This is a genomic window from Breznakia blatticola (assembly GCF_004365815.1).
Taxonomy (GTDB): domain Bacteria; phylum Bacillota_I; class Bacilli_A; order Erysipelotrichales; family Erysipelotrichaceae; genus Breznakia; species Breznakia blatticola.
Map to the genome: position 1 here is coordinate 1 of NZ_SODD01000001.1, position 23,259 is coordinate 23,259.

The following is a 23,259-nucleotide window of genomic DNA, read 5'->3' on the forward strand; positions in this document are numbered from 1 at the left end:
TTTTACCATCACAAGAAATGCTTTAAAGACACATAAATTATTCAGTACTTATCAGTGATTTATCGAGACTTGGTATGCACTGGTTGAATTAAGCCTCACTTTAAATTCTTTAAATGTAAATGCAATATCTGCATCATGTCTTTTCAACTTGAAAAACAGAAGTCCTACACCGATTGCACGAGCAATTGTTGTAGCTAAACCTAAACCAAATACACCCATTCCCATTTTAATAAACAATGCATTTAATCCAATATTAATCACATTGGAAACACCTGTCGCAAACATAGGTGTTCGTGTGTCTTTAATTGAACGAAAACAACTTGATAATATAAGTTGTAAACACAAAAAGATTGCAGGTACAGTCACTATCAAAAAGTATGGTAGTACATAATCAACCACACTTGCTTCAATACCCGAAATTCGTAAAATTGGTCTAGCAAACACAAAGCAAATAACACCAACAACTACACCAAGGACAAGTCCAATATCGATGGATTGTGTAATTGCTTTATTTGTATTTTTATAATCTTTACGTCCAAAATATCTTGAGACTATCGTACTTGTCCCAACACTTATCGCAGTAAAAAACGCGATGAAAATATTCATCATCAAATTGGTAACACTTACTCCTGCAATTGCAATATCATTTAATTGACCTGCAAAGTAGGTGTCCGCTGTTCCGAGCAATGTTTGTAGGATATTTTCTACAATAATTGGCAATGACAATGTCAAAACACAAAGAATATCCCGTTTTAAAGATTTCATTTCGATCCTCACCCTTTTCTATTTCTTCCTAATCAAAGCGTATCATGGACCTTTATTTATAGCGACTCAAACAAATGCAATTTTATAGAAGATGTAAAAAGGAACACCTGCTGATGTTCCCTGTTTTCTATTTCTCTTTTGCCTCTTGGTTTCTTTTCTCATCTAACATAACAAATTCTTCCCAAGGTGTAACATAACTTAACTCTGATGAGTCAAAGTCTTTTTTTTCACTGATTACACTATTCATGTATTCTGCTGATTCTAAAATAGGATCTCCTACTTTCTTTGTTTTAAAGAAACTAACATCTTTTCCTTTTTGCAAAAGCATTGCCATTAAGACATGCGCTTTTACATCTACTTTACCTTCTGTGTATCGATCGATTTCACCTAAGATTTTTTTAACTGTCTCTGTGATTTTATACATATCCATATTGTCTTTTAGTAACACAAAGTATTGTCCATTAATCTTAACGACTTCTGGACGATACATGACATGCATGTTTTCCACTAAGCCGTGTACTTCGCGTTGAATATAGGATAAATATTTCTTATGTAAATCATCATTTGCAAAATTATTTACATCATCAAAATCAAAGCTAACAATATAAGACAATTCACTACTTTTAAATCCATGTGGGACTCTGTCCATTTCTAATACTGGATATTTCATTCTTGCTCCTTCAAGACATAGTTTTCAATTGCATAAGCAACTCCACTATCATCATTTGATAAAGTAACTACATCAACTTTTTCTTTTACTGCATCTGGTGCATTTTTCATTGCAACACTTAAACCTGCAACTTCAAACATTGGTAAATCATTGAAGTTGTCACCGATACAAACTACATCAGATAAATCAATTCCAATATCCTTACATACCGCTTTAATTGCTAAACCTTTACTTGTCTCAATACTTGAGCATTCAAAGTAGTCTGGATAACGATATAAACGGATTCCTTCAATCTTTTCCACTTCATCGACCATTTGATTTAAACTATCCACATCATCTTGTAAAGAGATGATTTTTAGATATTCCGTATCGTGGTCAAGAATGGTTTGCGTATCTACACTATAGTACATATCCATACGATCTTTTTCAGGTGTTACATCTTTATATAAATCATAATCTAGTACACCTGGATCTGTGCGCGTACAAAGTGATAAGTTTTTATTTTTAAAGTACGTTCTTACATTATATTTTTGTGCAAGATGTGCAATTTGATCTGCTGCACTTGCTGGTATTGGGAATGTTCTACTTTTCCCAGCAACACGATAATATCCTCCATTAAAAGTAATATGACTCATTTTTACTGAGATTTGATTCATAATACGGATGGTAAAACAGTTTGGTCTACCACTAACAATTGCAACTTCAATACCTGCATCTAACGCTTTACGAATCGCTTTTTTATTTTGCGGCGTTATCATATTGCGACTGTTTAATAACGTCCCATCTAAGTCTACACAAATTAGTTTATACATACTTCACCTTCTCTTTCCTTACCTAGTATATCAAAAAATAGCATTTACTTCTCTATCAATATTCTTTTCCACCACTTACTTTCACATCTTGATCGTATGCAATGCAAGTTGAAATAATCGTAATCGCCACTTCTGTTAATTTCTCTAAAGAAATTGAAGGCTTTTTATCTTGAATATCCAAATATGGAACATGAATAAAACCTGCTTTTGTTTGTTTATTTGTGCTTTCTAAAATGTATAAAACTTCATACATCACATGATTGCATACATACGTTCCTGCACTATTTGACACACTAGCTTTATAATCATCTGTGTTCAACTTTTCGACAATACGTTTTATTGGTAATGTACTAAAATATGCGTTCTTTCCAGTTCGCTCAATTGGTTCATCAATTGGTTGATTTCCTGCATTATCTTTAATGCGATAATCATCCACATTAATTGCAACACGTTCTACACGAATTTCATCAATTCCTCCAGCTAAACCAAATGAAATTACACAATCATAATCCCTGTCTAAATAGGTGCGTAGGATGTTATCCGTTTGTTTGCCAACAACAGGTAACAATACTGTATCAATTGATGCTCCTTTAAATTCTTTTGGTAATTGTTTTAATAATGCTTCGGTAGGATTGATTGCATCATTTCCAAATGCTTCAAATCCAGTAACTAGTATTTTCATAATACACCTCTTATGTGTATTATCTTATCAAAGCTACACTTTAAATACAAAGTCATATGGATAGAAAAAAAGAGATTCATTTTACCGAACCTCTCTTTCGCACAATCTATACTATTGTTAGGCTACTTTTTCTTCGTCTGTTTTCTTTGCCATATTTCTGTCTCGATTTGCTTGAAAGAAACAAAGAATTACAAATACACCAACAATAAGTGCTATTCCAATTACAGGGTTTGCAAGAATCATTGTTAAGATCATTGCATCAATACAGTCATGTTGAACCCCTTCAACACCGTATGCAGAGAAATCAAACATATTTGATAACATTGCACTTAAGAAGATTAATAAGAATCCATAGATAAGTCCTGAGATAATCGCTCCTCTTCTTCCACCTGTTGCATTCCCTAGAATACCAGCTATACCTCCAGTAAAGAATGCTCCAATAATTGATACTAATGGTACTGCTCCAAATACTTGCGAACTTACAACCATTGCAACTAACATTCCCGCTACTGCAGTAACAAATCCAATCATTAATGAATTTGGTGCAAAACCGAATAATGCAGGTACATCTAGACCTGGAATTGCTCCTGGAACCAGTTTGTCTGAGATACCTTTAAATGCAGGTACAAGTTCCCCTAAGAACATTCGAATTCCTTGTAGTAATACAAGAATTCCTGCAGTGAATCCTAACGCTTTCATAATTCCAAATAAGATGTAGTTTGTTGAACCACTTAATTCTCCAACACGACTTGGTCCAGCAAGTAATACAACTACCATATAGAACACACCCATTACAATCGCTACTGAAATTGATGTGTCTTTAAAGATTTCCAATGATTTTGGAAGTTTTAAATCTTCCGCACTCTTTGATTTATCACCTAATAATCCCCCGATATATGCTGAAGGCACAGTTCCTAATGTAGTTAAGTGTGCAATCGCAATATTATCATTGCCTGTAACTTTTCGTACCATTGGTTGCGCTAGTGCTGGTAGAATTACCATCATTAACCCTTGAATCACACTACCAATCGCAATGATCATCGTTTCATTGTAATCTGCTCTATATAATGAGAAAGCTACGACGACTGATAAAATCCACATCATATGACCAGTTAAGAAAATATACTTTAGTGGTGAGAATCTAGCTAAAATTACATTCACTAAGAATCCTACAGCCATAATAATACTACTTGTACTTGCAACAATTGGTATTGCACTTTGAAGTGCACCAACTACTGCCTCTGATGATGTCGCAAATCCATTTAAATTGAATACATCTGTAAACAATTCAACAAATGGTAATATCTCAGTTACGATAAGTCCTGATCCTGCTGATAATACCAACATACCTAATGCAGTTTTTAGTGTTCCTGCAAACACTTGTGAAGCTGATTTTTTCTGTAACACCAAACCAATAAGGGCAACTAACCCAAGTACAATTGCAGGTGTCTTAATTACTTCAATTAAAAAGTCTAACATATGTCCTCCCTACTTATTAAAATATTCGTTTAGTTTTTCTTTTACTTCTTGAACATCAACAATGTTATTGATGTACACAACATTATCCATATCCGAAAAATTGTCTTTAAAGCCTTCTGCAGTCACAAGCATATCAAATGATTTTCCTTTTACGGTTCCCATATCCCAATGCTCGATATCACATTCACGACCAAGTTCCTTCATTGCACTATCTACTGTCATTTTTAAAATTAACGATGAACCTACACCGAGTCCACATACTGTAATTATCTTCATAATTTCTCCTCTTATTTTATAAGCATCCAATCAAATCGCGGTAATTTTTAATATATTCTTTGTTGATATCATCTCCTTCATCTAAGTTTGAACTTACATATATCGGTGGTTGAAAACCATTTTCTACACATAACTCAATCACACGTGCACTAATTCCATCCAATACAGTCATTCCAAGAATTGTCGATGTTCCTGTAAATTTAACATCTAAACCTTCAACTGACATAGCTGCATCTCCTTTAACACACTTCACATCAATTACGATATCTGCTACATCACGTAAGTTCTTACCTGATGAATGACGTGAACCTAGTGATTCTGAAAATTGTTTAGAAGTTAAGGCAATGACTTTCATTCCTTTTTCCTTTGCAGCATTTGCCATATCAATTGCTGCAGCATTTCTTCCTGAGATAGATACGATAATCATCGTATCTTTATCTGACGTGTTTTCTAAATCTAAGTATCCTTGCGAGAAGTTCTCAATACGTTCTTGCATCGTACTTAATTTCGCTTTCGGAAATAATGCAAGATGTGGGATTAACAATGCATTTACTGGAACTAATCCTCCTGCACGATAGAACAGTTCCATTGCAAACATTTGAGAATGTCCACAACCAAACACATGAATGAGTCGATCACTCATAATGGATTTTGCACAAACTTGTGCAGCTTGTTCAATTTGTGTAGCTTCTTGGCTAAACTGTTGTTCGAGTTGTTTTAAAACAACTTCTAAAAATTCATTCTGTTTCATCTTTGCTCCTTAATAGTTTTGTATTTTTTCTAGTATTGCTTCTTTACTTCCATGTGATTTCAGTAAAGTAATAAATTCTTGATCTTGCAGCAACATGGCAAGTTTTTGCAACATGTCCATATGAGAATCTTTATCTACTGCTGCAAATGCAAATGCTGCTTTAATATGGATATCTTTAAATTCACTAAAGTCAACATCATGTTCAAATGTAACTAAACTAAGACATGGCTCATTGACTTTATCTCCTGGTTCTCCATGAAACAATGCAATCTCTGGTAGTAAAATCATGTATGGACCAAGTTTTTCTACAGTAGCAATCATTGAATCGACATACATAGGTTTGATTTTATCTTTTGCGACAAGTAGCTTTCCACAGCTTCTTACCGCATCTCTCCATGAATCAACACGTACCTCCGTCTCAACAAATGCTTCATTTAATATATCTTTTAACATGCGCCCTCCTTTCTATTGGTTATATCATTATAACCAGTTAATTGAAAATAATACAATTAAGCTAGATAGCTAACTTAATTGTAAATTCAAATGTATCTCCACCAGCAACTGTGGTTGAGTAACAAATCACTTTTTCATCGCAAAACGATGTACGTTTTACTAACATACCAAAATGGTTTTTCTTAAATCCAAGTTTTTTACATTCATCTTCAGTTAACATACAACCAGAGAATGTTTCAATTGCACGATTGATATTTACATCATACTCATCTTCTAAAGTTTTATATAATGATCTCTCGTTCAAATCAATATCCATAACAAAACCATAATGTTGATAACTAAAGTATGTTTTTTCAATCATAATCGGTTCATCATCAGCACAACGCAGACGTTCAATAAATATAATATCTTCCCCATCTTTGATCCCCAATTGATTGGCAATCTTAGCAGTTGCTTTCATTACTGTTTTTGTTATTACTTTGGTTGATGAAATTCTTCCTTGTTTTTCCATCTCTCTAGTAAAGCTATACAAGTTTCCTAAGTTTTGAACAATACTTTTTCCTAGTACAAATGTTCCTTTCCCTTGAATCTTTTCTAGTTTACCAGCTTTCACCAATTCATCAATTGCTCCACGAACTGTGATACGACTTACTTTATAAATCTTTTCAAGTTCTCGTTCTGATGGTATTGGTTTTCCTTTTTTCCAAACACCATCCTCAATGTTCTTAGCAATTTTATTTGCCAATTGATAGTACACTGGAACCTTATCTGTTTTATTCATATAACACCACCTACTTTCATTATAACTGGTTATAACCAGTTGTCAATACAAAACAGAAAAAAACCAGCATCTCTTGATTAGGACACTGTTTCTTAAAGGTATTTACATTTATGATTTGTCATTAACTAGTCTATGATTTCTGCTATCACTTTACCATTTTGTGCTTGAAGTTGATCAATTTTTTCATCAATTTGTATATCTTTTTTCTTATTGATATCTAAGTATTTGTTTCTACTATTGAAAACCATATACGGATTCACATTGCATTTGGTAATACTTGATTCAATGAATCCATCTTTACCAATAACAAATTTCTCATATGCTTTTTCTGGTGCATAGTTTGCACTTTGTTCATATTCCGTATGATATGCATCATATTTTACAGAAACTTCAATTTTGCCATCCACTTCTCTTTTTGTGTACTTCATATTTTCAGGGCGATGTACATCTGAATTTCGTGCATTTAATTTCTTAATTAAAACATCTGACGAATTTGTTTCTGTATTTTCAAATGCATAAATACTTGTATCATTTTCATCGTAGTCAACAAACGAATAATAGAGCGTTCCTTTTGCATCATCAATGTTATACAAATCAACTGTTTCACCATTTAACGTCACAAATTCAAAGTTTTCCCAGTACATTACACCATCTTTTGTTTTTAGATGTTCGCTATTCATGTACACAGTATTTGCCACATTACCATTTACTTTCTTATGTTCGCCTCGATAATATGTCACATTTTCATTGAAATGATCAATTGCTTTATCATATGTTTCTTTCGCACTGAGATCATCATACATATCTAAAGCACTCTTTTCTTTACTACAAGCGCTTGTTGCAAAAAGCAACATACACACACTCACTACTTTTATTACTTTATTCATAGTTCCCCCTGTTTTATATAATTTTAACATATTTACAATTTGAACCATAAAAAAAAGCCATAGGATATCCTATAGCTTAGCAATAATTGCATCTGTAAATTCAGTTGTTGAAGCACTTCCACCAATATCAGCAGTACGTACACTTCCTTCTTTTAATACTTCATCAATAGCATTACGGATTTTTGTAGCTTCATCACGATATTCTAAATAATCAAGCATCAAACATGCAGCAAGTAATAATGCAAGTGGGTTTGCTTTGTTTTGTCCAGCGATATCTGGAGCACTTCCATGAACTGCTTCAAACATTGCGAAATCTTCACCTAAGTTTGCACTTGGTAATAATCCAAGACCACCGATTAGTCCACTTGTAAGATCACTAACAATATCTCCATATAAGTTTGGCATTACCATAATATCAAATTGTTCAGGTTTCATCACAAGTTGCATACATGTATTATCTACAATCATCGTATTTGCTTCAATTTGTGGATACTCTTTTGCGACTTCATTAAAGACACTTAAGAATAAGCCATCACTTAGTTTTAAGATGTTTGCTTTATGAACACATGTTACTTTTTTACGTCCATTTGCTACAGCGTATTCAAATGCTGCTTTGGCAATATTTGTACTTGCTTCTCGTGTAATTAACTTAATTGCATGTACGGTATTTTCATCGATTTGTACTTCTTCACCAATGTATAAATCTTCTGTATTTTCTCTAAATGTAATAATATCGATATTTTTAAATGGTGTATCAATATTTGGTAAACTTTTTGCAGGTCGAATGTTTTGGTACAAGTTATATTTGTTACGTAATTGTACATTCAAACTCTTAAACCCTTTACCAATTGGTGTTGTAATTGGTGCTTTTAAAACTATTTTATTATTTTCAATTGAATCAAATACAGCTTGTGGAATTAACTCTCCACACGCTTCATAACAAGCTTCTCCAACTTCATACATTTCAAAGTTTAAATCTAATTTTAGTGTTTCAAGAACACGAACTACTTCCGAACAAATTTCTGGTCCGATTCCATCACCTTTTAATACTGTAATATTTCTCATGTTTAATTTCCCCTTTTTTCTATATCGATATATTCGCAGATTTCGCCAACGTATTTTGTTGCTGGACGAACGATTTTTCCACTGTACATTTGGTTTTCAATGTTATGTGCTAGCCAACCAATACTACGTGCACATACAAATAGTGGTGTATATAAATCACGTGGAATGTTTAACATTTTCTCGTAGACAAAGCCACTGTAGAAATCCACATTGCTACAAACATTGATACCTTTCTTTTCTTTAATAACTTCTTTTGCTACTTTTTCAAAGCGCTCATAGAAATCAAATTCTGTTTCTAAGTTCTTTTCTTTTGCAAGTTCTCTTGCTCCATTTTTTAATACTTCACTTCGAGGATCACTTAGTGTGTATACTGCATGTCCCATTCCGTAAATTAACCCACGTTGATCAAAGTAATTACCTGCAAGTAGTTTCTCACAAACTTCTTTGATTTGTGCTTCACTTGCTTCATATCCAATATCTGCAATCACATCATCCATCATTTGACAAACTTTGATATTTGCACCACCGTGTTTTGGTCCTTTTAGTGAACCAATGGCACCAGCAAAACTGGAATAGATATCTGTACCTGTACTTGACATTACTACATTTACAAATGTCGAGTTTGGTCCACCACCATGGTCAGCATGAACAACAAGGATGATATCTAATAAATGTGCTTCCAAATCTGTAAACTCTTGATCTGGACGAATCATTTGTAAGATATTTTCAGCAAAGCTTAAATCTTCATCAACATGGTGAATGTACATACTTTCATTTTCGAAGTAGTGAACTTTGCTTTGATAGTTGTATGCAACTAAACAAGGCATTTTTCCTACAATGTGCAACCCTTGATCAATAATATGTTCCAAACTTACATCATCTGGTGTTTTATCATAGTTGTATAAAGTAAGCACATCTTGTTGAAGCTTATTCATTAAATTCTTCGTTGGAGCACGTAAGATTTTACTTTCCAAAAAGTCTTTTGGTAGGTGGAATTTTTTATGTAAAATTCTTGTGAAATGTTCCAACTCTTCACGATTTGGTAAATACCCAAACATGATTAAGAAACTTGTTTCTTCAAATAGATTGGCTTTACCTAAACGACTTTTATTTCTTGCACCATCAACAATTTCATTGATTTCAATTCCGCGATAAAACAATTGTCCTTGTTGGTCAACTTTCGTTTCACACTCACGACAGTATCCAACAACATCACTGACTTTTGTAAGTCCAACCAAAACTCCTGTACCATCTTCATTTCTCAATCCATTCTTCACCGAATGCGTTTTATATAATTGCTTATCGATATAACCAATTTCTTTTGCTTTTTCAAAAAATCTTTCTAATCTTTTATCCATATATCCACCTCTATAACACTAGTTCTACTGATTATATCATTTTTTGACTCAAAAATTAAGCACTAATGTAAATTATTACAATATTGAATATGTAAATATTTTCATAGAATGATATTCTTTCATATTAGGAAGTGTATTGTACATGACGCACACATGTATTCCCTACAAACACAAATAATATGATTTTAGTCCGCGGATTGCATCGACTTATGGTATAATATGAAACAACTATTATAAAGGGGGACAAACGATGGCTACGTTATGCGAAAAAATATTACAAGCTCACCTAGTGGAAGGTACCTATGAAAAAGGTAAACAAATTGGGATTAAGATTGATCAAACATTAACACAGGATGCAACTGGAACCATGGCATATTTACAACTGGAAGCAATGGGAATTGATAAAGTAAAAACAGAACGTTCAATGAGTTATGTTGATCACAATACATTACAAAGTGGATTTGAAAATGCTGATGACCACAAATACTTACAAACTGTGGCAAATGCATATGGTGTCTACTTCTCAAAACCAGGAAATGGAATCTGTCACCAAGTTCACTTAGAACGATTTGCAGCTCCAGGTAAAACACTACTAGGTAGTGATTCACATACACCAACTGCTGGTGGTATTGGAGCAATTGCAATGGGTGCAGGTGGTCTTGATGTTGCTTGTGCAATGGCGGGTCGTCCATTCTTCTTAACTACACCACAAGTGGTTAATGTGAATTTAACTGGAAAACTACGAAAAGGTGTTAGTGCGAAAGATATTATCCTTAAAGTTTTACAACTTATGAGTGTAAAAGGTGGAGTTGGAAAAATTGTTGAATATGGTGGACCTGGAATTGAAAGTTTATCCATTCCAGAACGTGCAACTATTTGTAATATGGGAGCAGAACTTGGAGCAACAACATCTATCTTCCCTTCTGATGAAATTACAAAAGATTTCTTGAAGAAACAAAATCGCGAAGATGCATGGGTTGAATTAAAAGCAGATGAAGATGCAATCTATGATGAAGTATTCCACATTGACTTAGATGCATTGGAGCCAATGATTGCAATGCCTCACTCACCAGATGCAGTTGTTCCTGTATCTGAAGTTGAAGGAATGCATGTAGACCAAGTTGCTATTGGTTCATGTACAAACTCTTCACTACGTGATTTAACAATTGTTGGTAACATTCTTGAAGGTAAACAAGTAGATTCTTCAGTTAGTTTAGTTATCTCACCAGGTAGTAAACAAGTACTACAAATGATTACTCAAAATGGTGCATTAAGTAATATGATTTCTAGTGGTGCTAGAATTCTAGAAGCAACTTGTGGTCCTTGTATTGGAATGGGACAAAGTCCAATTACAAATGCATTATCATTACGTACATTTAACCGTAACTTTTATGGACGTAGTGGTACATTAAGCGCAAAAGTATGTTTAGTTTCTCCTGAAACAGCAGCAGCTAGTGCACTGACAGGAGTGATTACAGACCCTCGTAAAGTCGATTTTGAATTACCAAGCGATGTAGATGCATTTATGATTGATGATTCAATGATTTTAACTCCAGACTGTGACAAAGAAAAAGAAATTGTACGTGGTCCAAATATCAAACCACTACCAATCAACACACCATTGGATGATCACATTCATAAAAAAGTTATGATTAAAGTAGAAGACAACATTACTACTGACCATATTGCTCCTGCAGGTGCGAAAGTCTTACCATACCGTAGTAACATTGAAAAGATTTCAGAATTCATCTTCATGAACAACAAACCTGATTTCGATAAAGTATGTAAAGAATATGGTGGTGGATACATTATCGCAGGTGCTAACTATGGACAAGGTTCATCAAGAGAACATGCTGCACTTGCACCTATGTATTTAGGTATCAAAGCAGTTATCGCAAAAAGTTTTGCCCGTATCCATAAAGCAAACTTAGTGAACTTTGGAATTCTTCCATTAACATTCGATAACGAAGCAGACTATGACACAATTGATGAAATGGATGATTTAGACATCAACAACTTAGATCAACTTGCAGTGGACACTCCACTTATGGTGATTAACCAAACAAAAGATAAAACATATACAGTACACCATGGCTTAAGTCAATATGACATTGATATTATCAAAGCTGGTGGTACACTAAACTACATTAAAGCAATGCAATAAATATAGAAATCCCTGCACTCACATAAATGCAGGGATTTTTTTATCGATCTAAGTATTCTTTGTATTCTGGATGTAATGAGAAGTACTTTACAGCATAGCCACATACTGGAGAAGCCTTCGCATCTTGTTCTTTTAGTAATGTTACCATTTCTTCCATCAGTTCCCCAGCAAGTCCTTGTCCACGATATGCTGGATTTACATATGTACTCATCAAGTGATATACATTATTTACTTCGCGATATTCTAAAGCTGCGATTTCTTCGCCTCTTTCATTCACCATTATAATGGCATCTTTTTTTCTTTCTATTTTCATATGATCACCTTCCTATTACAATTATTATAATTTACTTAACAATATAAATCTAATGTTATGCAATATTCATCATTGTTTTCTTATACTTTGAAAATAAAACGATTTTCACTCAAATACGTAAATTCGCTTGTTGTTTTAGATTTAGTGTGTTACAATCCAAGAGTAATGTAAGAAGTAGGTTGGCTTTAGAGTTTCAGTAATACCTCTTATTGTTATAGACAGGAGGTACAACTTAATGGAATCAGGTAAAGTAAAATTCTTCAACGAAGAAAAAGGATTTGGATTTATCACAACTGATGGTGGTAAAGATGTATTCGTACACTACTCAAACATCAACGCAGACGGGTTCAAAACTTTAAAAGAAGGTGACTATGTTCAATTTGACGTAGAAACTGACCCACGTGGTGATAAAGCTGTTAACGTTACATTAGTATAATTAACAATCTAGACGGTTCATACGAATCGTCTTTTTTTAAGCAAAGAAGCAGTATTGGCATTTAGTCCAATACTGCTTCTTTATGTTTTTCACGAATTCTTTCTTTGATCTTTTTTACCTTTTCATTGATGAAGTGTACAAATGCTTCCCCTTCACCTTTTTCATAGTAAGTCATTAATGCCTCATAGTATTCCATATCATAGGCACTTTTATCAGGTAAGTAATATGCATATCCATTTGCATAGTTTACAACGATACAATCCTCACACTCTAATTTATTTGCAAGCGTAGAAAACATCTCAAATGGCATAAAGATAAAACTGATAGGTCCAAGAACGACAATCGCAAAATGAATTTCTTGTGTTGGTAAACCATCATCATGTTTGATTAAGTTACAAAACATGGTCTCCCCTTCCACAATACTTTGTAGAAAACGAATTTCCATAGGATCTTGTAAGTTATCGGCAATCGCTTGATCTAAATGTTTTTGTGCTTTATCGATTTGGTTTTGGCAAACTTCAAGTGGTGGTAGTTCGCGTTTTTTCATATCATACGAAAAATGAAGTGCATAAATTTCATCAAGTGGCACTTCACGAGCCTCCACTAGTGATTCTTTAATTGCTGTTGCTACTTTTTTACCTAAACGACGAACCTCTCTAGGAGTACTGCTTTTACGGGTAAAGCGTGTACTAATATTACCCGAAGGCCCATTTAAAAACATTTGGTTTTTATATTCTGGTAAATGATGCGCAATTCCACCAACTAAATCTGAAGAAATCGCAGTACTTTCCGCACGTAAAATCGTAGGGTGTACAGGATAATGATACAACAAGATTGGATCTTTATCTTTACGCTCAAACTTAAATGTTGTCACTACATTATCAATTGGTATATATGGATCATGACGACTTGCAGCAACCCCTTCTACTTCTTTTTGGGCTACTGAACAAGTAAACTCACTTAAATCCATAACTGCATTTTTTACAGCACTAATACTATTTACTGCTAGATGACGTAAAAAAGCCTCGTCTACTTCACCAAATAGGTCCTGTAAAGATTTCGATTCACACACACCTTTTGGAGCAGAATGCGTATGTGTTGCAATAATTTGAATATCACTAAAGTTGTAAAGGCGTACTTCCAACTCTCTTTTAAGTTCATTATAGAAATGATAATCTACCGCGACAATATCTAGAGTTAACCATAAATATTGTTTTTTATTTTCTTGAAACACCAATGCTTTTGCATAAAGTGGTGTATCGATTTTCGTTGATACACGCTTACCTAAAAAACCGGCTAATTCAATACCGACCTTTGGTGTAATATCAACTTGGGCAAAGCCTATTTTCATACATTCACTTCCCTTCTCATCTTCTATTATACCTTTTTTCATTAAGCAATGAAAGATAATGAAACTATTGTAACATCATTGTATGAAGTTTTCGTGAAGTTTTCATACGTTTTCAGTAAAAAATAAAAGAGATGCATTATACATCTCTATCATTGAATATCATCAACATTATATGGTGTCTCTTGATAAATAAAATTTAACCAGTTTTGATATAGTAAATTCGCATGTGCTCGCCATGTATAGTATGGTAAACGTTTTGGATCTTCACCAACAAAATAGTTATGCGGTTTTGCAGTCGCAAGACCTTTATTTGCATCACGAATATACTCTTTTGCAAGTGTATCTAAATCGTATTCTAAGTGCCCTAAAATAAAGAAGTTCTTTTCATCTTTACTCATTATCATATTTGAACCGACATCACTCATTTTTGAAAGTACTGTAAGTGCATCACTATTTGATACTTGCACTTCATTGACTCCCGTATAGCGTGATTGTGGACAGTCAAATATTTCATCAAAACCACCAACCACAAAATGTTTTCCTACAAGTTCTTGTTTATAGATGCCAAATAGTTTCTCATCATAATCCACTTTTTCAATACCGTAGTGATAATAAAGACCTGCTTGTGCACCCCAACAAATATGTAAAGTACTTGTTACATTGTGTTTTGACCACTCCATTACTTCACATAGTTCATCCCAGTAATCGACATCTTGAAATGCGTATTGTTCAACAGGTGCACCAGTAATAATCAAAGCATCATACTTTGTATCTTTCACATCTACAAATCGTAAATAGTATTTATGCAAATGTGATATATCCGTATTCTTTGATGTGTGTGATTCCATTCTTAGAAAATCGACATCCACTTGTAAAGGTGTTTTACTGATTAAACGCAATAATTGAATTTCTGTTTCCACCTTTTTTGGCATTAAATTTACAATCAACAATTTTAAAGGTCGTATGTCTTGCGACATTGCTCGCTCATTGGATAAAGCGAAGATACTTTCCTGATCCAATGCTTTTTTTGCAGGAAAGTCATCATGTACATTAATTGGCAAAACTAAACTCCAACATGTGTAAGTGCTTGTTCAAGATCCGCAATAATATCATCTGCATTTTCTAGACCAATAGAAATACGCACTAGATTTGCAGGAATATTTGCAGCTTCTAGTTCTTCATCACTTAATTGACGATGTGTTGCACTTGCTGGATGTAAAGCACAAGTTGCACTATCAGCAACATGAACTTCCATTTTAATTAATTTCAAGTTATCCAATAATTTTGCAGCATCTTCACGCCCACCTTTTAAAATGATTGATAATACGCCACTACAACCTTTTGGTAAGTATTTTTGTTGGAGGCTGTAGTATTTATTTGATGGTAAACCTGGATAGTTCACCGATTCAATTTTTTCATGATTTTCTAACCACGTTGCAACTTTGCATGCATTTTCATAGTGACGGTCCATACGTAAGTGTAATGTGTCAATTCCTAGATTTAAGTAAAATGAATTTTGTGGTGCTGGTGTACATCCTAAATCACGCATCAACTGTGCAAGTGCTTTAGTAATGTAAGCTTGCTTACCAAATGCTTTTGTATAACTTAATCCATGGTATGAAGGATCTGGTTCACTAATTTGTGGGAATTTTCCATTGTCCCAATTAAACGTTCCTCCATCTACAATACATCCACCAACAGCTACTGCATGTCCATCAAGATATTTTGTTGTTGAATGTGTAACGATATCTGCTCCAAGTTTCAATGGATTACAGAAATATGGAGTAGGAAATGTATTATCCACAATCAATGGTACATCATGATCATGCGCTAGCTTACTAAACTTATCAAAGTCTAATACACTCAATTGTGGGTTTGCTAATGTTTCAGCAAATACTGCTTTTGTATTGTCTTTAAGATATGTTTTTAGTTCATCTAATGGTAAATCTTGATCTACAAATGTTACTTCAATTCCCATTTTCTTTAATGTATGCGCAAATAGATTGTATGTTCCTCCATAGATATTACTACTTGAAAGAATATGATCCCCACTGTGGGCTAGGTTCAAGATGGCAATAAAGCTTGCTGCTTGTCCACTACTTGTACATAGTGCACCAACTCCACCTTCTAATTCAGCAATACGTTTTTCAACTGCTGCAGTTGTTGGGTTTGCAAGTCTCGTATAAAAGAAGCCAGGAACTTTCAAATCGAATAAGTCACCAACATATTCTGTTGAATCATATGCAAATGTTGTGCTTTGCGTAATTGGTAAAACTCTAGGTTCTCCATTTTTCGCTTCATAGCCACTGTGTAATATTTTTGTTTCTACTTTCATGTGTACATCCCCCTTATAAAACAAAAAAATCTCTCATCCATAGGACGAAAGATTCGTGGTACCACCTATATTCGTATAGCTTTCACAAGACTATACCTCTTCGTGTTCTAACAAACACTATCGCTTTAACGGGCGAACCCGATATACATTTACAAATGCTCATGTATACAACTCCAAGACCATCTTCACTAATTATATCAATGTTCCTTTTCACCATCCAGAACTCTCTAAGAATGACGCCATTAGTTACTCTTCTTTTCTTCGTTTTTGTTTTTTACATTGTAACATATCACTTTTCAGTGTCAATCACGAAATGTATTTTTTATATTTTCTTGACAACTAATCAAGTAATTGCTTTCACTCACTTAAATGTTTCTCTATTTTTCTATCCTTCAGGATTGTATTCTATATCTTCGTATCCTTGTTCTACATACCATTCCAAGTAATCAAAGAAACCTTCATGACTCAATCCATATTCTCTATAATATTCGTTTACCCATGCCTCTGCTTCCTTCATGCTTTCAATTACTTCTTCATCACAATCAGTTTCTTCTGTTTCATAATAGTACATACAATATGTCATATTAGTATCTTTGCTATTATAAAACCTTGCCTTTTTTTCACGTTTATTATCTATACTATCAAATATAACAATATTCTTATCTCCTTCATATCTATAGTCAATCGAGAATATTTTCTTTCCTAACCCTCGTGATAATCGATTGTAATTCACTCCTAAATCAATCTTTGGATCGAGAGTAACACTTATTGAAGTTGATCGAGTATCAATTGAGTCAATTATGACTCCTGCCTTATCCATTTTCTCTTGGTACTTTTCTCCACTGAATGTTTGATTGCATCCTATCAGCATACACATTACAATCAATACACTTAGGATTCTTTTTTTTCTCATAGTATTACTCCCCTACTTTCTTATTCATAAAATTTTCAACTCGTATTACAATCTCTTCAATCTCATTCACATATTCTAAATCGTTATACAAATCTGCTACATCTACTTTAGGAAGTCTAATATATATTGTCCCCTTTTTGTCATCAATATACTCACAACCTTCAAGACTCATACACATATCTTGTATTTCACTTATTTTTTTTATTTTACTTGGATCAATCCCATACGTTGCTATTGCATCTAACTTCTGATTATAATTATCTACTGCTTTTCCTGTAGCTTCACTAAGAATAAACTGTGTATTATTTTTCACTGTTATACACTTCAGATCAAACTCATCTACCAACCCTGAATTAAGTAATACATCTTCATCTGTAAATCTTGAAGTACTTGTATACTTTCCGTTTTTATACTTTTCTATTTGCTTTGAATCAATTCCATACACATTCATAATATCTGACAGTGCAATTGCACCATCTACTACAGTTAGTACTCCTATTTGATCCATAAATCCGACACCATAACTCATTAATCCTAGTAGAGTATCTACTCGATCCATCATTCGCTTATTTTCTACATAATCGATTATCATTTCTTTTTCTCCTAATCGACCATGTGATTTTACTTCAAATTCCACAGCATTGTTATTACCTGAATTTGCAAACGATACTCCAGTAAGCAATCCTTTTCCATCTATCTCGTCATATGAAAATAATGTTTCTGTTCCTAATATACCTCTTAGATCTAACACATAATCTAATTGTATGCTCATTTCCAACATTGCTTCTACTTTAACAAATCGTTTCGCATATTTTTCCCATTCGAAATCTTTGTTGTTTACATTTAGGATTCCTTCTTCTCGTAGTTTATGTTCACTCATAAAAAGTACTAATTGAAATAGAGGTGAAGGTGAATACCCATTCTTCACCTGTGATTTTTCTGTGTCATATATTCGTGTTATGTCATATGGCACATTATATCCATACGTCATAATTAATGGCATTTCACTTTCATCAATGCGAATGATAATATCCGTGATATTTTCGAATTCTTCACGACTAACGTCACCAATATCTTTCTTGAGTATTCTTTCGATATACTTCTTTCCTTCTTCAGTCAATTTACCATCTGCAGTAATGTATTTAGATAAATATGCGTCTTTCGACTCTTCTACCCATGATAAATCAACATCTGTAAACTGCAGTTTTTTAGTATCAAAACTTACATCCTTTACTACTTCAATTCCGCGCTTTAACTGTTGAATGTATATCTCTGTGTGATCATAATACTTATTTGCTTGTATGTCATAATCATAAAGATCATCTATCTTTCTTCTCAAAACTCTTAAATTATATTGATATAGTTCTTCAATTCCTGCAGTAAACTGCATTGGCATACTTTCCAATTTTCTTAACATTCCGTTTATACTCATAATTATCGTCTCAATTTCTTCCTCATTAAGATATTGATCTCCGAGCATACATGTATATAGATTTTCAGTACTTCGATTTGATCGAATTAGTTCCTCACACAACCAAATATGAATCTGATATAAATTATAATACACACTCCGTATATAACGTTTATGAGCTGCAAAAGCTTGTCCTTGTAATTCTTGATTCACACAAAAAGCATCAATCTCTTTCAATACAGATTGACTAGTTTCTTTCATTTCTCTTAATGCACTATTTAAATCACTGAATTGGTTTTGCATTTCTCTAAGATGGAAGGACTTCATTATCTGTTTCCTCCTCTTTACTTATTTCTCTTTCTATTTCTTCTAACTCTTGACTTACTTTATTCATTGCCCTTTTATGAATATCCAAGCTTTCTTTTGACATATTCCCACTGTCAGTCAAAGGAAATATCTCATAAAGATTTGCAAACAATTCATTGCTTTCCTTTAATAATTCTCTTAGTTCTTCAAGTTTCCCTTTTTGTATATACAACACATCTTTATTATTCATTTTCCAATTTCATCTCCAATCTTCGCATCAAGATTTTTAAAGTTTTTGGAAATAGTTTCTACTTTACCTATATCTCTTTTAAAGTAATTATGAATACTTTTGTGTATAGTAAAAGTTTCATTTGCTTGAAATGAAATTCTTTCTTGTGTAGATAGATTAGTAGCAGATGAATATTTTACTTGATTGATAGTTGTTTTTACTTTAGTTTGTAGTTTATTAAGAAAACTACTTATATACTTATGATTAACTCGCACTGGCATTCTTTTCCCCTCATATCATTTAATTATATAATTATAACAGTTGAGATTTTTTCGTCAATCTTCGTTTGCTTTACCTAAAATTCGAAAAATGTAGTATTTTTTGTATTTTCTACTTTATTTTACTTAGTGCAGTTTCATTTACCCAAATGGAAACGGAACCATCATTCACTGGGAATTGAGCACGACCATCTTCTTCAATCACCAGTTTCTCACTACGATTTCCAAGACAGTCCACAAAGATATGACCGGCTTGCATTGCCCCAACACTCATGCGTTTACTTCCACCTTTTGCATTGGTTAAAACAATGGCAATTCCTGAATCTGGATGTTCCAAATCTCCATAACGAGTAAACCCAACAATATCTGGATCATCAAAATAATCCATTTGTGAGCCATACGCTAAACATTCACGCGCTTTGATAATGGTACGAATTGGTGTCTTTACTTCTCCTGTTTGTACATCAAATAAATCGGTGTAAAAAACACAAGGAATTCCTTCATCTCTAAGTAATATCAAGCTATAGGCCTGTAATTTAAACCATTCCTCTACCCAAGATTCTAAGCTTTGTCCTTGTTGGGTATCATGATTATCCACAAAGGTAACTGCCCAATCATGTCTTGAAGCAAGTAAGGTTTGATCAAAGATTTTTCGCATATCGTATGTACCATTTGAACTGCTTGCATGGAATAAATTAAAGTGTAATGGCACATCAAATAGATGCATCATCCCACCACATGAATCTAAGTAATTTTCCAAACGTTCGACTTCTCCATTCCAGTATTCACCTACTGCAAATAGTTCACGTCCAGCTTCTTCATTTCGCTTTTTTAGCCAATCGATAAAAAATGAAAATTGAATGTGTTTGACGGCATCAATGCGAAATCCATCCACATGGGTTTGTTCAAGATACCAACGCCCCCATAAATCAAGTTGTTCCACCGTTTCTTTGTAGTCCATATCCAAATCGGCACCCATTAAATAATCATAGTTTCCATTGTCGTGGTCAACTTCACTTTCCCACTGTTTTCCTTCAAATCCCCAAATAGCATTATTTCCTGTGCGTTCATCATGATTTACACCTTTAAAGTTTTTCCATGTCCATGTGTAATCATTATATTTTTGCTGGCGATTTGGAAAAGTAAACTTCGTCCACGCAAGAATACTTTCTGGTTGACTGATAACTTTGTTTCGGTTGTTATCGGCAAAACGTAAGGCCTCTACTTCTTCGGTTTCGTCTGCTCCTAAAAAGTGATCAAAAACAATATCGGCATATACTTGAACATCGCAATAATGAAATGTATCAATAAGATCATGATATTCTTGTTTCGTTCCATATTTTGTTGGTACACTTCCTTTTTGATCGAATTCTCCTAAATCATATAAGTCATAGGTTCCATATCCTACATCATCGATTCCTTGTGCACCTTTATATGCTGGAGGTAACCATACACCTGTAATTCCCGCTTCTTTGATCGTATTTGCTTTATCTGCTAAAAAACGCCAATGACTCGCATCGGCTTTTACATACCATTCAAATCCCTGTAAAATTGTCTTGTTTCTCTTCATATTCCCTCATTCTTCGTTACCTATTATACCCTTTTTTTGGCACTAACAAAACTCTAAAGCAAGAGGATATCAATCATAATCAAACTAGAGGGCTAATTCGTAACTTGTATCAATGCGACGTTTTATTTCCTCAATAGGCACAGAGTCATCAAGAATTATCGTATACCAATGTTTCTTATTCATGTGATAGCCAATATGATATCGTTTATAATCAATCAAGTGTTCTAATTCTTCTGGTTTTGCACGTAAGCCGATAACCTCTACTTTTTTTGTATCTGCTAGGCCAAGTTTTTGTTTGGAAATACACATCATTGTCCCAAACCATTTATTACTATCTGCACGACGTAATATCGCATTATCAGAAAACTTCTCCCATAGAAATTCAAGTTCTGCATGATACATTTCACGAACATAATGTAGAATCTCTTGGGCTTGTTGACTATGAAAGATTCCTTGTTCAAAACATGCGTCTTTGATCGCAATAAGCACCGCTTCATATTCACAACGAACCGTGGCTATAAATGCACCGCCCTCAATGTTTGCTTCATGTAAAAGATATGGTTCATCTGTATCTACATCAACCAGTTTGGTTTGCACATGACCTTCCATATCAATTTCTACTTTCATTATAAATTGCTCATTTACAATTTTCGTAGTGTATACAAATCTTGAATTTGATTGCACAAATCCATATGCTTCTAATGTATCAAAATTAACTTGTTCATTTTCAAAAATGTAATCGACTCGTTTCATGTACCTATCATATCATGTAGACAGTCACTTGCGTATAAGAAAAGCATGTGCAAGCACATGCTAGAGTTTGTATTTTATACTAAGTTGACCAAGTACTTGGTTTACTTTTGAAAATAGTATTAGCATAATCATAAAATTGGCAATTCCGTGAATTACATCGTATGGAATTCCACGCACATAATATGCAACTCCTATTTCAAATGACATCATAAAGTATGGAATCGAAAATAAGAAACCAAAACTTAAACCAAATAGTCCGCTAAAAAATGCCCAACGATATTCATCTGTACATATCTTTTTACACAATTTCGTTATACAAACAAGTCCTGGCCAAACCATGAAATAAACAGGTGTCCAAGTTCCTACGCCATAAAGAATCATTTGCAGAAAGCAAAAGAGTACGCTTATAAATAAACATCCACGTAGTTGAAAATGTAACGCATACATAATCAGTAGAAAGCTCACCAATTCGACATTTGGTAGAAAGGCTAACATCTCTTTGGAAACAACAAGTAAAGCTGCACACATTGTGTAAATGACAATACTTTGCACATTACGCATGTTATTCAAAAGCCATTAAAGTAAATGTAAAGCTATCGTTATCAACGATATTTAAATCTTCAGCTGACGGGCAAAAATCTGCTTTTGTACATTGTTCATTTGTATCTGATGTATAAGTCCAAAATGTATTGGCAGTTTTATCTTCTTTATACATTTTTGAGCCACCCATTCCCGTAATATACATTCCATAGTCACTGTTTGTATAGTCTAGTTTAATGGTTTTTTCATCCTTCAATTCTTTTAGTAAATCAGCAAGTGAACTTGCATTAGTTTTTACTTGTTCATTGAAGACTTCTTTGTCATCAGCAACAATTACGACTTGCACTGTTTTTTTACTATCATCTTTGTTGAGTTCGCGATATCCATAGATTCCACCTACAACAGCAAGTAGTAAAACGAGTGCTCCAACTATCAATTTTGTTTTTTTATTCATCTATCTCTCTCTTTCCTTGTTTCAACCCTAGAAAACAATTATAAACATTAGACAATGGCAGGTCTTCTGACTCTACTTCAACAAGCATATCCCTTCCCATGGATTCCACAGTGGTTTGATATACTTTCCATATTACAGCTGCTAGGACAGTTGTAGATTCTCACTACATTCCCTATTCTCCATCTTTAGGATGGCACCATTGAATATAAATTGACATTGATTATTAT

The 23,259-nt window shown here is 33.7% G+C and carries 26 protein-coding genes, 1 riboswitch and 1 other annotated feature; of the genes, 2 read left to right on the plus strand and 24 right to left on the minus strand.

Translation table 11 applies throughout. The features are described 5' to 3' along the window. Positions 1 to 51 precede the first annotated feature (51 nt). The 12 genes from EDD63_RS00005 to EDD63_RS00060 all read right to left on the minus strand — a co-directional run bounded on the left by EDD63_RS00005 (position 52) and on the right by EDD63_RS00060 (position 9,979). A complete protein-coding gene (locus EDD63_RS00005) occupies positions 52 to 765 on the minus strand; it encodes an MATE family efflux transporter (protein WP_134167179.1) in 714 nt (237 codons plus the stop codon). Between the two features lie 127 nt (positions 766 to 892). Then, positions 893 to 1,435, minus strand: a complete 543-nt coding sequence (locus tag EDD63_RS00010; protein WP_134167181.1) for a hypothetical protein — start codon at positions 1,433 to 1,435, stop codon at positions 893 to 895. Next, a complete protein-coding gene (locus EDD63_RS00015) occupies positions 1,432 to 2,247 on the minus strand; it encodes a Cof-type HAD-IIB family hydrolase (protein WP_134167183.1) in 816 nt (271 codons plus the stop codon). Before EDD63_RS00015 ends, EDD63_RS00010 begins: the two co-directional genes overlap by 4 nt. Before the next feature lie 55 nt (positions 2,248 to 2,302). Beyond that, positions 2,303 to 2,929, minus strand: a complete 627-nt coding sequence (locus tag EDD63_RS00020; RefSeq protein ID WP_134167186.1) for a pyroglutamyl-peptidase I — start codon at positions 2,927 to 2,929, stop codon at positions 2,303 to 2,305. A 117-nt stretch (positions 2,930 to 3,046) separates the two neighbouring features. Further along, positions 3,047 to 4,408 (minus strand): PTS ascorbate transporter subunit IIC, encoded by a 1,362-nt coding sequence (locus EDD63_RS00025; protein WP_134167188.1) that lies wholly within the window; start codon positions 4,406 to 4,408, stop codon positions 3,047 to 3,049. A gap of 9 nt (positions 4,409 to 4,417) precedes the next feature. After that, positions 4,418 to 4,684 carry a PTS sugar transporter subunit IIB gene (locus tag EDD63_RS00030; protein WP_134167190.1) on the minus strand — a complete coding sequence of 89 codons (267 nt, stop codon included), beginning with the start codon at positions 4,682 to 4,684 and terminating at the stop codon, positions 4,418 to 4,420. A gap of 16 nt (positions 4,685 to 4,700) precedes the next feature. Further along, entirely contained in the window at positions 4,701 to 5,435 is a 735-nt protein-coding gene (locus EDD63_RS00035; RefSeq protein ID WP_134167192.1) for an SIS domain-containing protein, read from the minus strand. 9 nt (positions 5,436 to 5,444) lie between these two features. Continuing rightward, positions 5,445 to 5,888: a PTS sugar transporter subunit IIA gene (locus EDD63_RS00040; RefSeq protein WP_134167194.1), complete on the minus strand. Its 444-nt coding sequence runs from the start codon at positions 5,886 to 5,888 to the stop codon at positions 5,445 to 5,447. Between the two features lie 61 nt (positions 5,889 to 5,949). Beyond that, positions 5,950 to 6,669 carry a GntR family transcriptional regulator gene (locus tag EDD63_RS00045; RefSeq protein ID WP_134167196.1) on the minus strand — a complete coding sequence of 240 codons (720 nt, stop codon included), beginning with the start codon at positions 6,667 to 6,669 and terminating at the stop codon, positions 5,950 to 5,952. A gap of 125 nt (positions 6,670 to 6,794) precedes the next feature. Next, a complete protein-coding gene (locus tag EDD63_RS00050; protein ID WP_134167198.1) occupies positions 6,795 to 7,556 on the minus strand; it encodes a hypothetical protein in 762 nt (253 codons plus the stop codon). A gap of 69 nt (positions 7,557 to 7,625) precedes the next feature. After that, entirely contained in the window at positions 7,626 to 8,621 is a 996-nt protein-coding gene (locus EDD63_RS00055; RefSeq protein ID WP_134167200.1) for an isocitrate/isopropylmalate dehydrogenase family protein, read from the minus strand. Positions 8,622 to 8,623: 2 nt separating this feature from the next. Beyond that, positions 8,624 to 9,979 (minus strand): citrate synthase, encoded by a 1,356-nt coding sequence (locus EDD63_RS00060; RefSeq protein WP_134167202.1) that lies wholly within the window; start codon positions 9,977 to 9,979, stop codon positions 8,624 to 8,626. A 250-nt stretch (positions 9,980 to 10,229) separates the two neighbouring features. Here EDD63_RS00060 and EDD63_RS00065 point away from each other — a divergent pair, with 250 nt between their 5' ends. Then, on the plus strand, positions 10,230 to 12,143 hold the full coding sequence (locus EDD63_RS00065) for an aconitate hydratase (RefSeq protein ID WP_134167204.1): 1,914 nt from the start codon (positions 10,230 to 10,232) through the stop codon (positions 12,141 to 12,143). 40 nt (positions 12,144 to 12,183) lie between these two features. Here the strand turns inward: EDD63_RS00065 and EDD63_RS00070 are convergent, their stop codons facing one another. Continuing rightward, positions 12,184 to 12,456: a GNAT family N-acetyltransferase gene (locus EDD63_RS00070; RefSeq protein ID WP_134167206.1), complete on the minus strand. Its 273-nt coding sequence runs from the start codon at positions 12,454 to 12,456 to the stop codon at positions 12,184 to 12,186. A gap of 235 nt (positions 12,457 to 12,691) precedes the next feature. Here EDD63_RS00070 and EDD63_RS00075 point away from each other — a divergent pair, with 235 nt between their 5' ends. Next, entirely contained in the window at positions 12,692 to 12,892 is a 201-nt protein-coding gene (locus EDD63_RS00075) for a cold-shock protein (protein ID WP_134167208.1), read from the plus strand. Between the two features lie 61 nt (positions 12,893 to 12,953). Here EDD63_RS00075 and EDD63_RS00080 read toward each other — a convergent pair whose 3' ends face one another. The 11 genes from EDD63_RS00080 to EDD63_RS00130 form a co-directional block, all read right to left on the minus strand. After that, positions 12,954 to 14,243 (minus strand): neutral/alkaline non-lysosomal ceramidase N-terminal domain-containing protein, encoded by a 1,290-nt coding sequence (locus EDD63_RS00080; RefSeq protein WP_166667483.1) that lies wholly within the window; start codon positions 14,241 to 14,243, stop codon positions 12,954 to 12,956. Between the two features lie 149 nt (positions 14,244 to 14,392). Beyond that, positions 14,393 to 15,304 (minus strand): homoserine O-succinyltransferase, encoded by a 912-nt coding sequence (locus EDD63_RS00085; protein ID WP_134167213.1) that lies wholly within the window; start codon positions 15,302 to 15,304, stop codon positions 14,393 to 14,395. A 2-nt stretch (positions 15,305 to 15,306) separates the two neighbouring features. Next, complete coding sequence (locus tag EDD63_RS00090; RefSeq protein WP_134167215.1) at positions 15,307 to 16,578, minus strand: O-acetylhomoserine aminocarboxypropyltransferase/cysteine synthase family protein; 1,272 nt, start codon at positions 16,576 to 16,578, stop codon at positions 15,307 to 15,309. A 37-nt stretch (positions 16,579 to 16,615) separates the two neighbouring features. Then, positions 16,616 to 16,849: a binding site (T-box leader), on the minus strand. Between the two features lie 114 nt (positions 16,850 to 16,963). Beyond that, a complete protein-coding gene (locus EDD63_RS00095; protein WP_134167217.1) occupies positions 16,964 to 17,491 on the minus strand; it encodes a hypothetical protein in 528 nt (175 codons plus the stop codon). 4 nt (positions 17,492 to 17,495) lie between these two features. Beyond that, entirely contained in the window at positions 17,496 to 19,229 is a 1,734-nt protein-coding gene (locus tag EDD63_RS00100) for a hypothetical protein (RefSeq protein WP_134167219.1), read from the minus strand. After that, a complete protein-coding gene (locus tag EDD63_RS00105; RefSeq protein WP_134167221.1) occupies positions 19,210 to 19,458 on the minus strand; it encodes a hypothetical protein in 249 nt (82 codons plus the stop codon). Before EDD63_RS00105 ends, EDD63_RS00100 begins: the two co-directional genes overlap by 20 nt. Next, positions 19,455 to 19,718: a hypothetical protein gene (locus EDD63_RS00110; protein ID WP_134167223.1), complete on the minus strand. Its 264-nt coding sequence runs from the start codon at positions 19,716 to 19,718 to the stop codon at positions 19,455 to 19,457. Before EDD63_RS00110 ends, EDD63_RS00105 begins: the two co-directional genes overlap by 4 nt. A 109-nt stretch (positions 19,719 to 19,827) precedes the next feature. Then, entirely contained in the window at positions 19,828 to 21,285 is a 1,458-nt protein-coding gene (locus EDD63_RS00115; RefSeq protein ID WP_134167225.1) for an alpha-amylase, read from the minus strand. 84 nt (positions 21,286 to 21,369) lie between these two features. Beyond that, complete coding sequence (locus EDD63_RS00120) at positions 21,370 to 22,038, minus strand: MmcQ/YjbR family DNA-binding protein (protein WP_134167227.1); 669 nt, start codon at positions 22,036 to 22,038, stop codon at positions 21,370 to 21,372. A 60-nt stretch (positions 22,039 to 22,098) separates the two neighbouring features. Further along, a complete protein-coding gene (locus EDD63_RS00125; RefSeq protein ID WP_134167229.1) occupies positions 22,099 to 22,599 on the minus strand; it encodes a hypothetical protein in 501 nt (166 codons plus the stop codon). A 1-nt stretch (position 22,600) separates the two neighbouring features. After that, positions 22,601 to 23,032, minus strand: a complete 432-nt coding sequence (locus EDD63_RS00130; RefSeq protein WP_134167231.1) for a DUF4430 domain-containing protein — start codon at positions 23,030 to 23,032, stop codon at positions 22,601 to 22,603. 39 nt (positions 23,033 to 23,071) lie between these two features. After that, positions 23,072 to 23,248, minus strand: a riboswitch (cobalamin riboswitch). Positions 23,249 to 23,259: the final 11 nt, after the last annotated feature.

Coding starts and splice junctions, on each gene's coding strand:
- EDD63_RS00080 (WP_166667483.1), bottom strand. CDS start 14,243: ATGAAAATAGGCTTTGCCCAAGTTGATATTACACCAAAGGTCGGTATT.
- EDD63_RS00030 (WP_134167190.1), bottom strand. CDS start 4,684: ATGAAGATAATTACAGTATGTGGACTCGGTGTAGGTTCATCGTTAATT.
- EDD63_RS00025 (WP_134167188.1), bottom strand. CDS start 4,408: ATGTTAGACTTTTTAATTGAAGTAATTAAGACACCTGCAATTGTACTT.
- EDD63_RS00120 (WP_134167227.1), bottom strand. CDS start 22,038: ATGAAACGAGTCGATTACATTTTTGAAAATGAACAAGTTAATTTTGAT.
- EDD63_RS00005 (WP_134167179.1), bottom strand. CDS start 765: ATGAAATCTTTAAAACGGGATATTCTTTGTGTTTTGACATTGTCATTG.
- EDD63_RS00115 (WP_134167225.1), bottom strand. CDS start 21,285: ATGAAGAGAAACAAGACAATTTTACAGGGATTTGAATGGTATGTAAAA.
- EDD63_RS00050 (WP_134167198.1), bottom strand. CDS start 7,556: ATGAATAAAGTAATAAAAGTAGTGAGTGTGTGTATGTTGCTTTTTGCA.
- EDD63_RS00045 (WP_134167196.1), bottom strand. CDS start 6,669: ATGAATAAAACAGATAAGGTTCCAGTGTACTATCAATTGGCAAATAAA.
- EDD63_RS00015 (WP_134167183.1), bottom strand. CDS start 2,247: ATGTATAAACTAATTTGTGTAGACTTAGATGGGACGTTATTAAACAGT.
- EDD63_RS00065 (WP_134167204.1), top strand. CDS start 10,230: ATGGCTACGTTATGCGAAAAAATATTACAAGCTCACCTAGTGGAAGGT.
- EDD63_RS00060 (WP_134167202.1), bottom strand. CDS start 9,979: ATGGATAAAAGATTAGAAAGATTTTTTGAAAAAGCAAAAGAAATTGGT.
- EDD63_RS00020 (WP_134167186.1), bottom strand. CDS start 2,929: ATGAAAATACTAGTTACTGGATTTGAAGCATTTGGAAATGATGCAATC.
- EDD63_RS00105 (WP_134167221.1), bottom strand. CDS start 19,458: ATGAATAATAAAGATGTGTTGTATATACAAAAAGGGAAACTTGAAGAA.
- EDD63_RS00070 (WP_134167206.1), bottom strand. CDS start 12,456: ATGAAAATAGAAAGAAAAAAAGATGCCATTATAATGGTGAATGAAAGA.
- EDD63_RS00125 (WP_134167229.1), bottom strand. CDS start 22,599: ATGCGTAATGTGCAAAGTATTGTCATTTACACAATGTGTGCAGCTTTA.
- EDD63_RS00095 (WP_134167217.1), bottom strand. CDS start 17,491: ATGAGAAAAAAAAGAATCCTAAGTGTATTGATTGTAATGTGTATGCTG.
- EDD63_RS00090 (WP_134167215.1), bottom strand. CDS start 16,578: ATGAAAGTAGAAACAAAAATATTACACAGTGGCTATGAAGCGAAAAAT.
- EDD63_RS00130 (WP_134167231.1), bottom strand. CDS start 23,032: ATGAATAAAAAAACAAAATTGATAGTTGGAGCACTCGTTTTACTACTT.
- EDD63_RS00010 (WP_134167181.1), bottom strand. CDS start 1,435: ATGAAATATCCAGTATTAGAAATGGACAGAGTCCCACATGGATTTAAA.
- EDD63_RS00055 (WP_134167200.1), bottom strand. CDS start 8,621: ATGAGAAATATTACAGTATTAAAAGGTGATGGAATCGGACCAGAAATT.
- EDD63_RS00035 (WP_134167192.1), bottom strand. CDS start 5,435: ATGAAACAGAATGAATTTTTAGAAGTTGTTTTAAAACAACTCGAACAA.
- EDD63_RS00040 (WP_134167194.1), bottom strand. CDS start 5,888: ATGTTAAAAGATATATTAAATGAAGCATTTGTTGAGACGGAGGTACGT.
- EDD63_RS00075 (WP_134167208.1), top strand. CDS start 12,692: ATGGAATCAGGTAAAGTAAAATTCTTCAACGAAGAAAAAGGATTTGGA.
- EDD63_RS00100 (WP_134167219.1), bottom strand. CDS start 19,229: ATGAAGTCCTTCCATCTTAGAGAAATGCAAAACCAATTCAGTGATTTA.
- EDD63_RS00110 (WP_134167223.1), bottom strand. CDS start 19,718: ATGCCAGTGCGAGTTAATCATAAGTATATAAGTAGTTTTCTTAATAAA.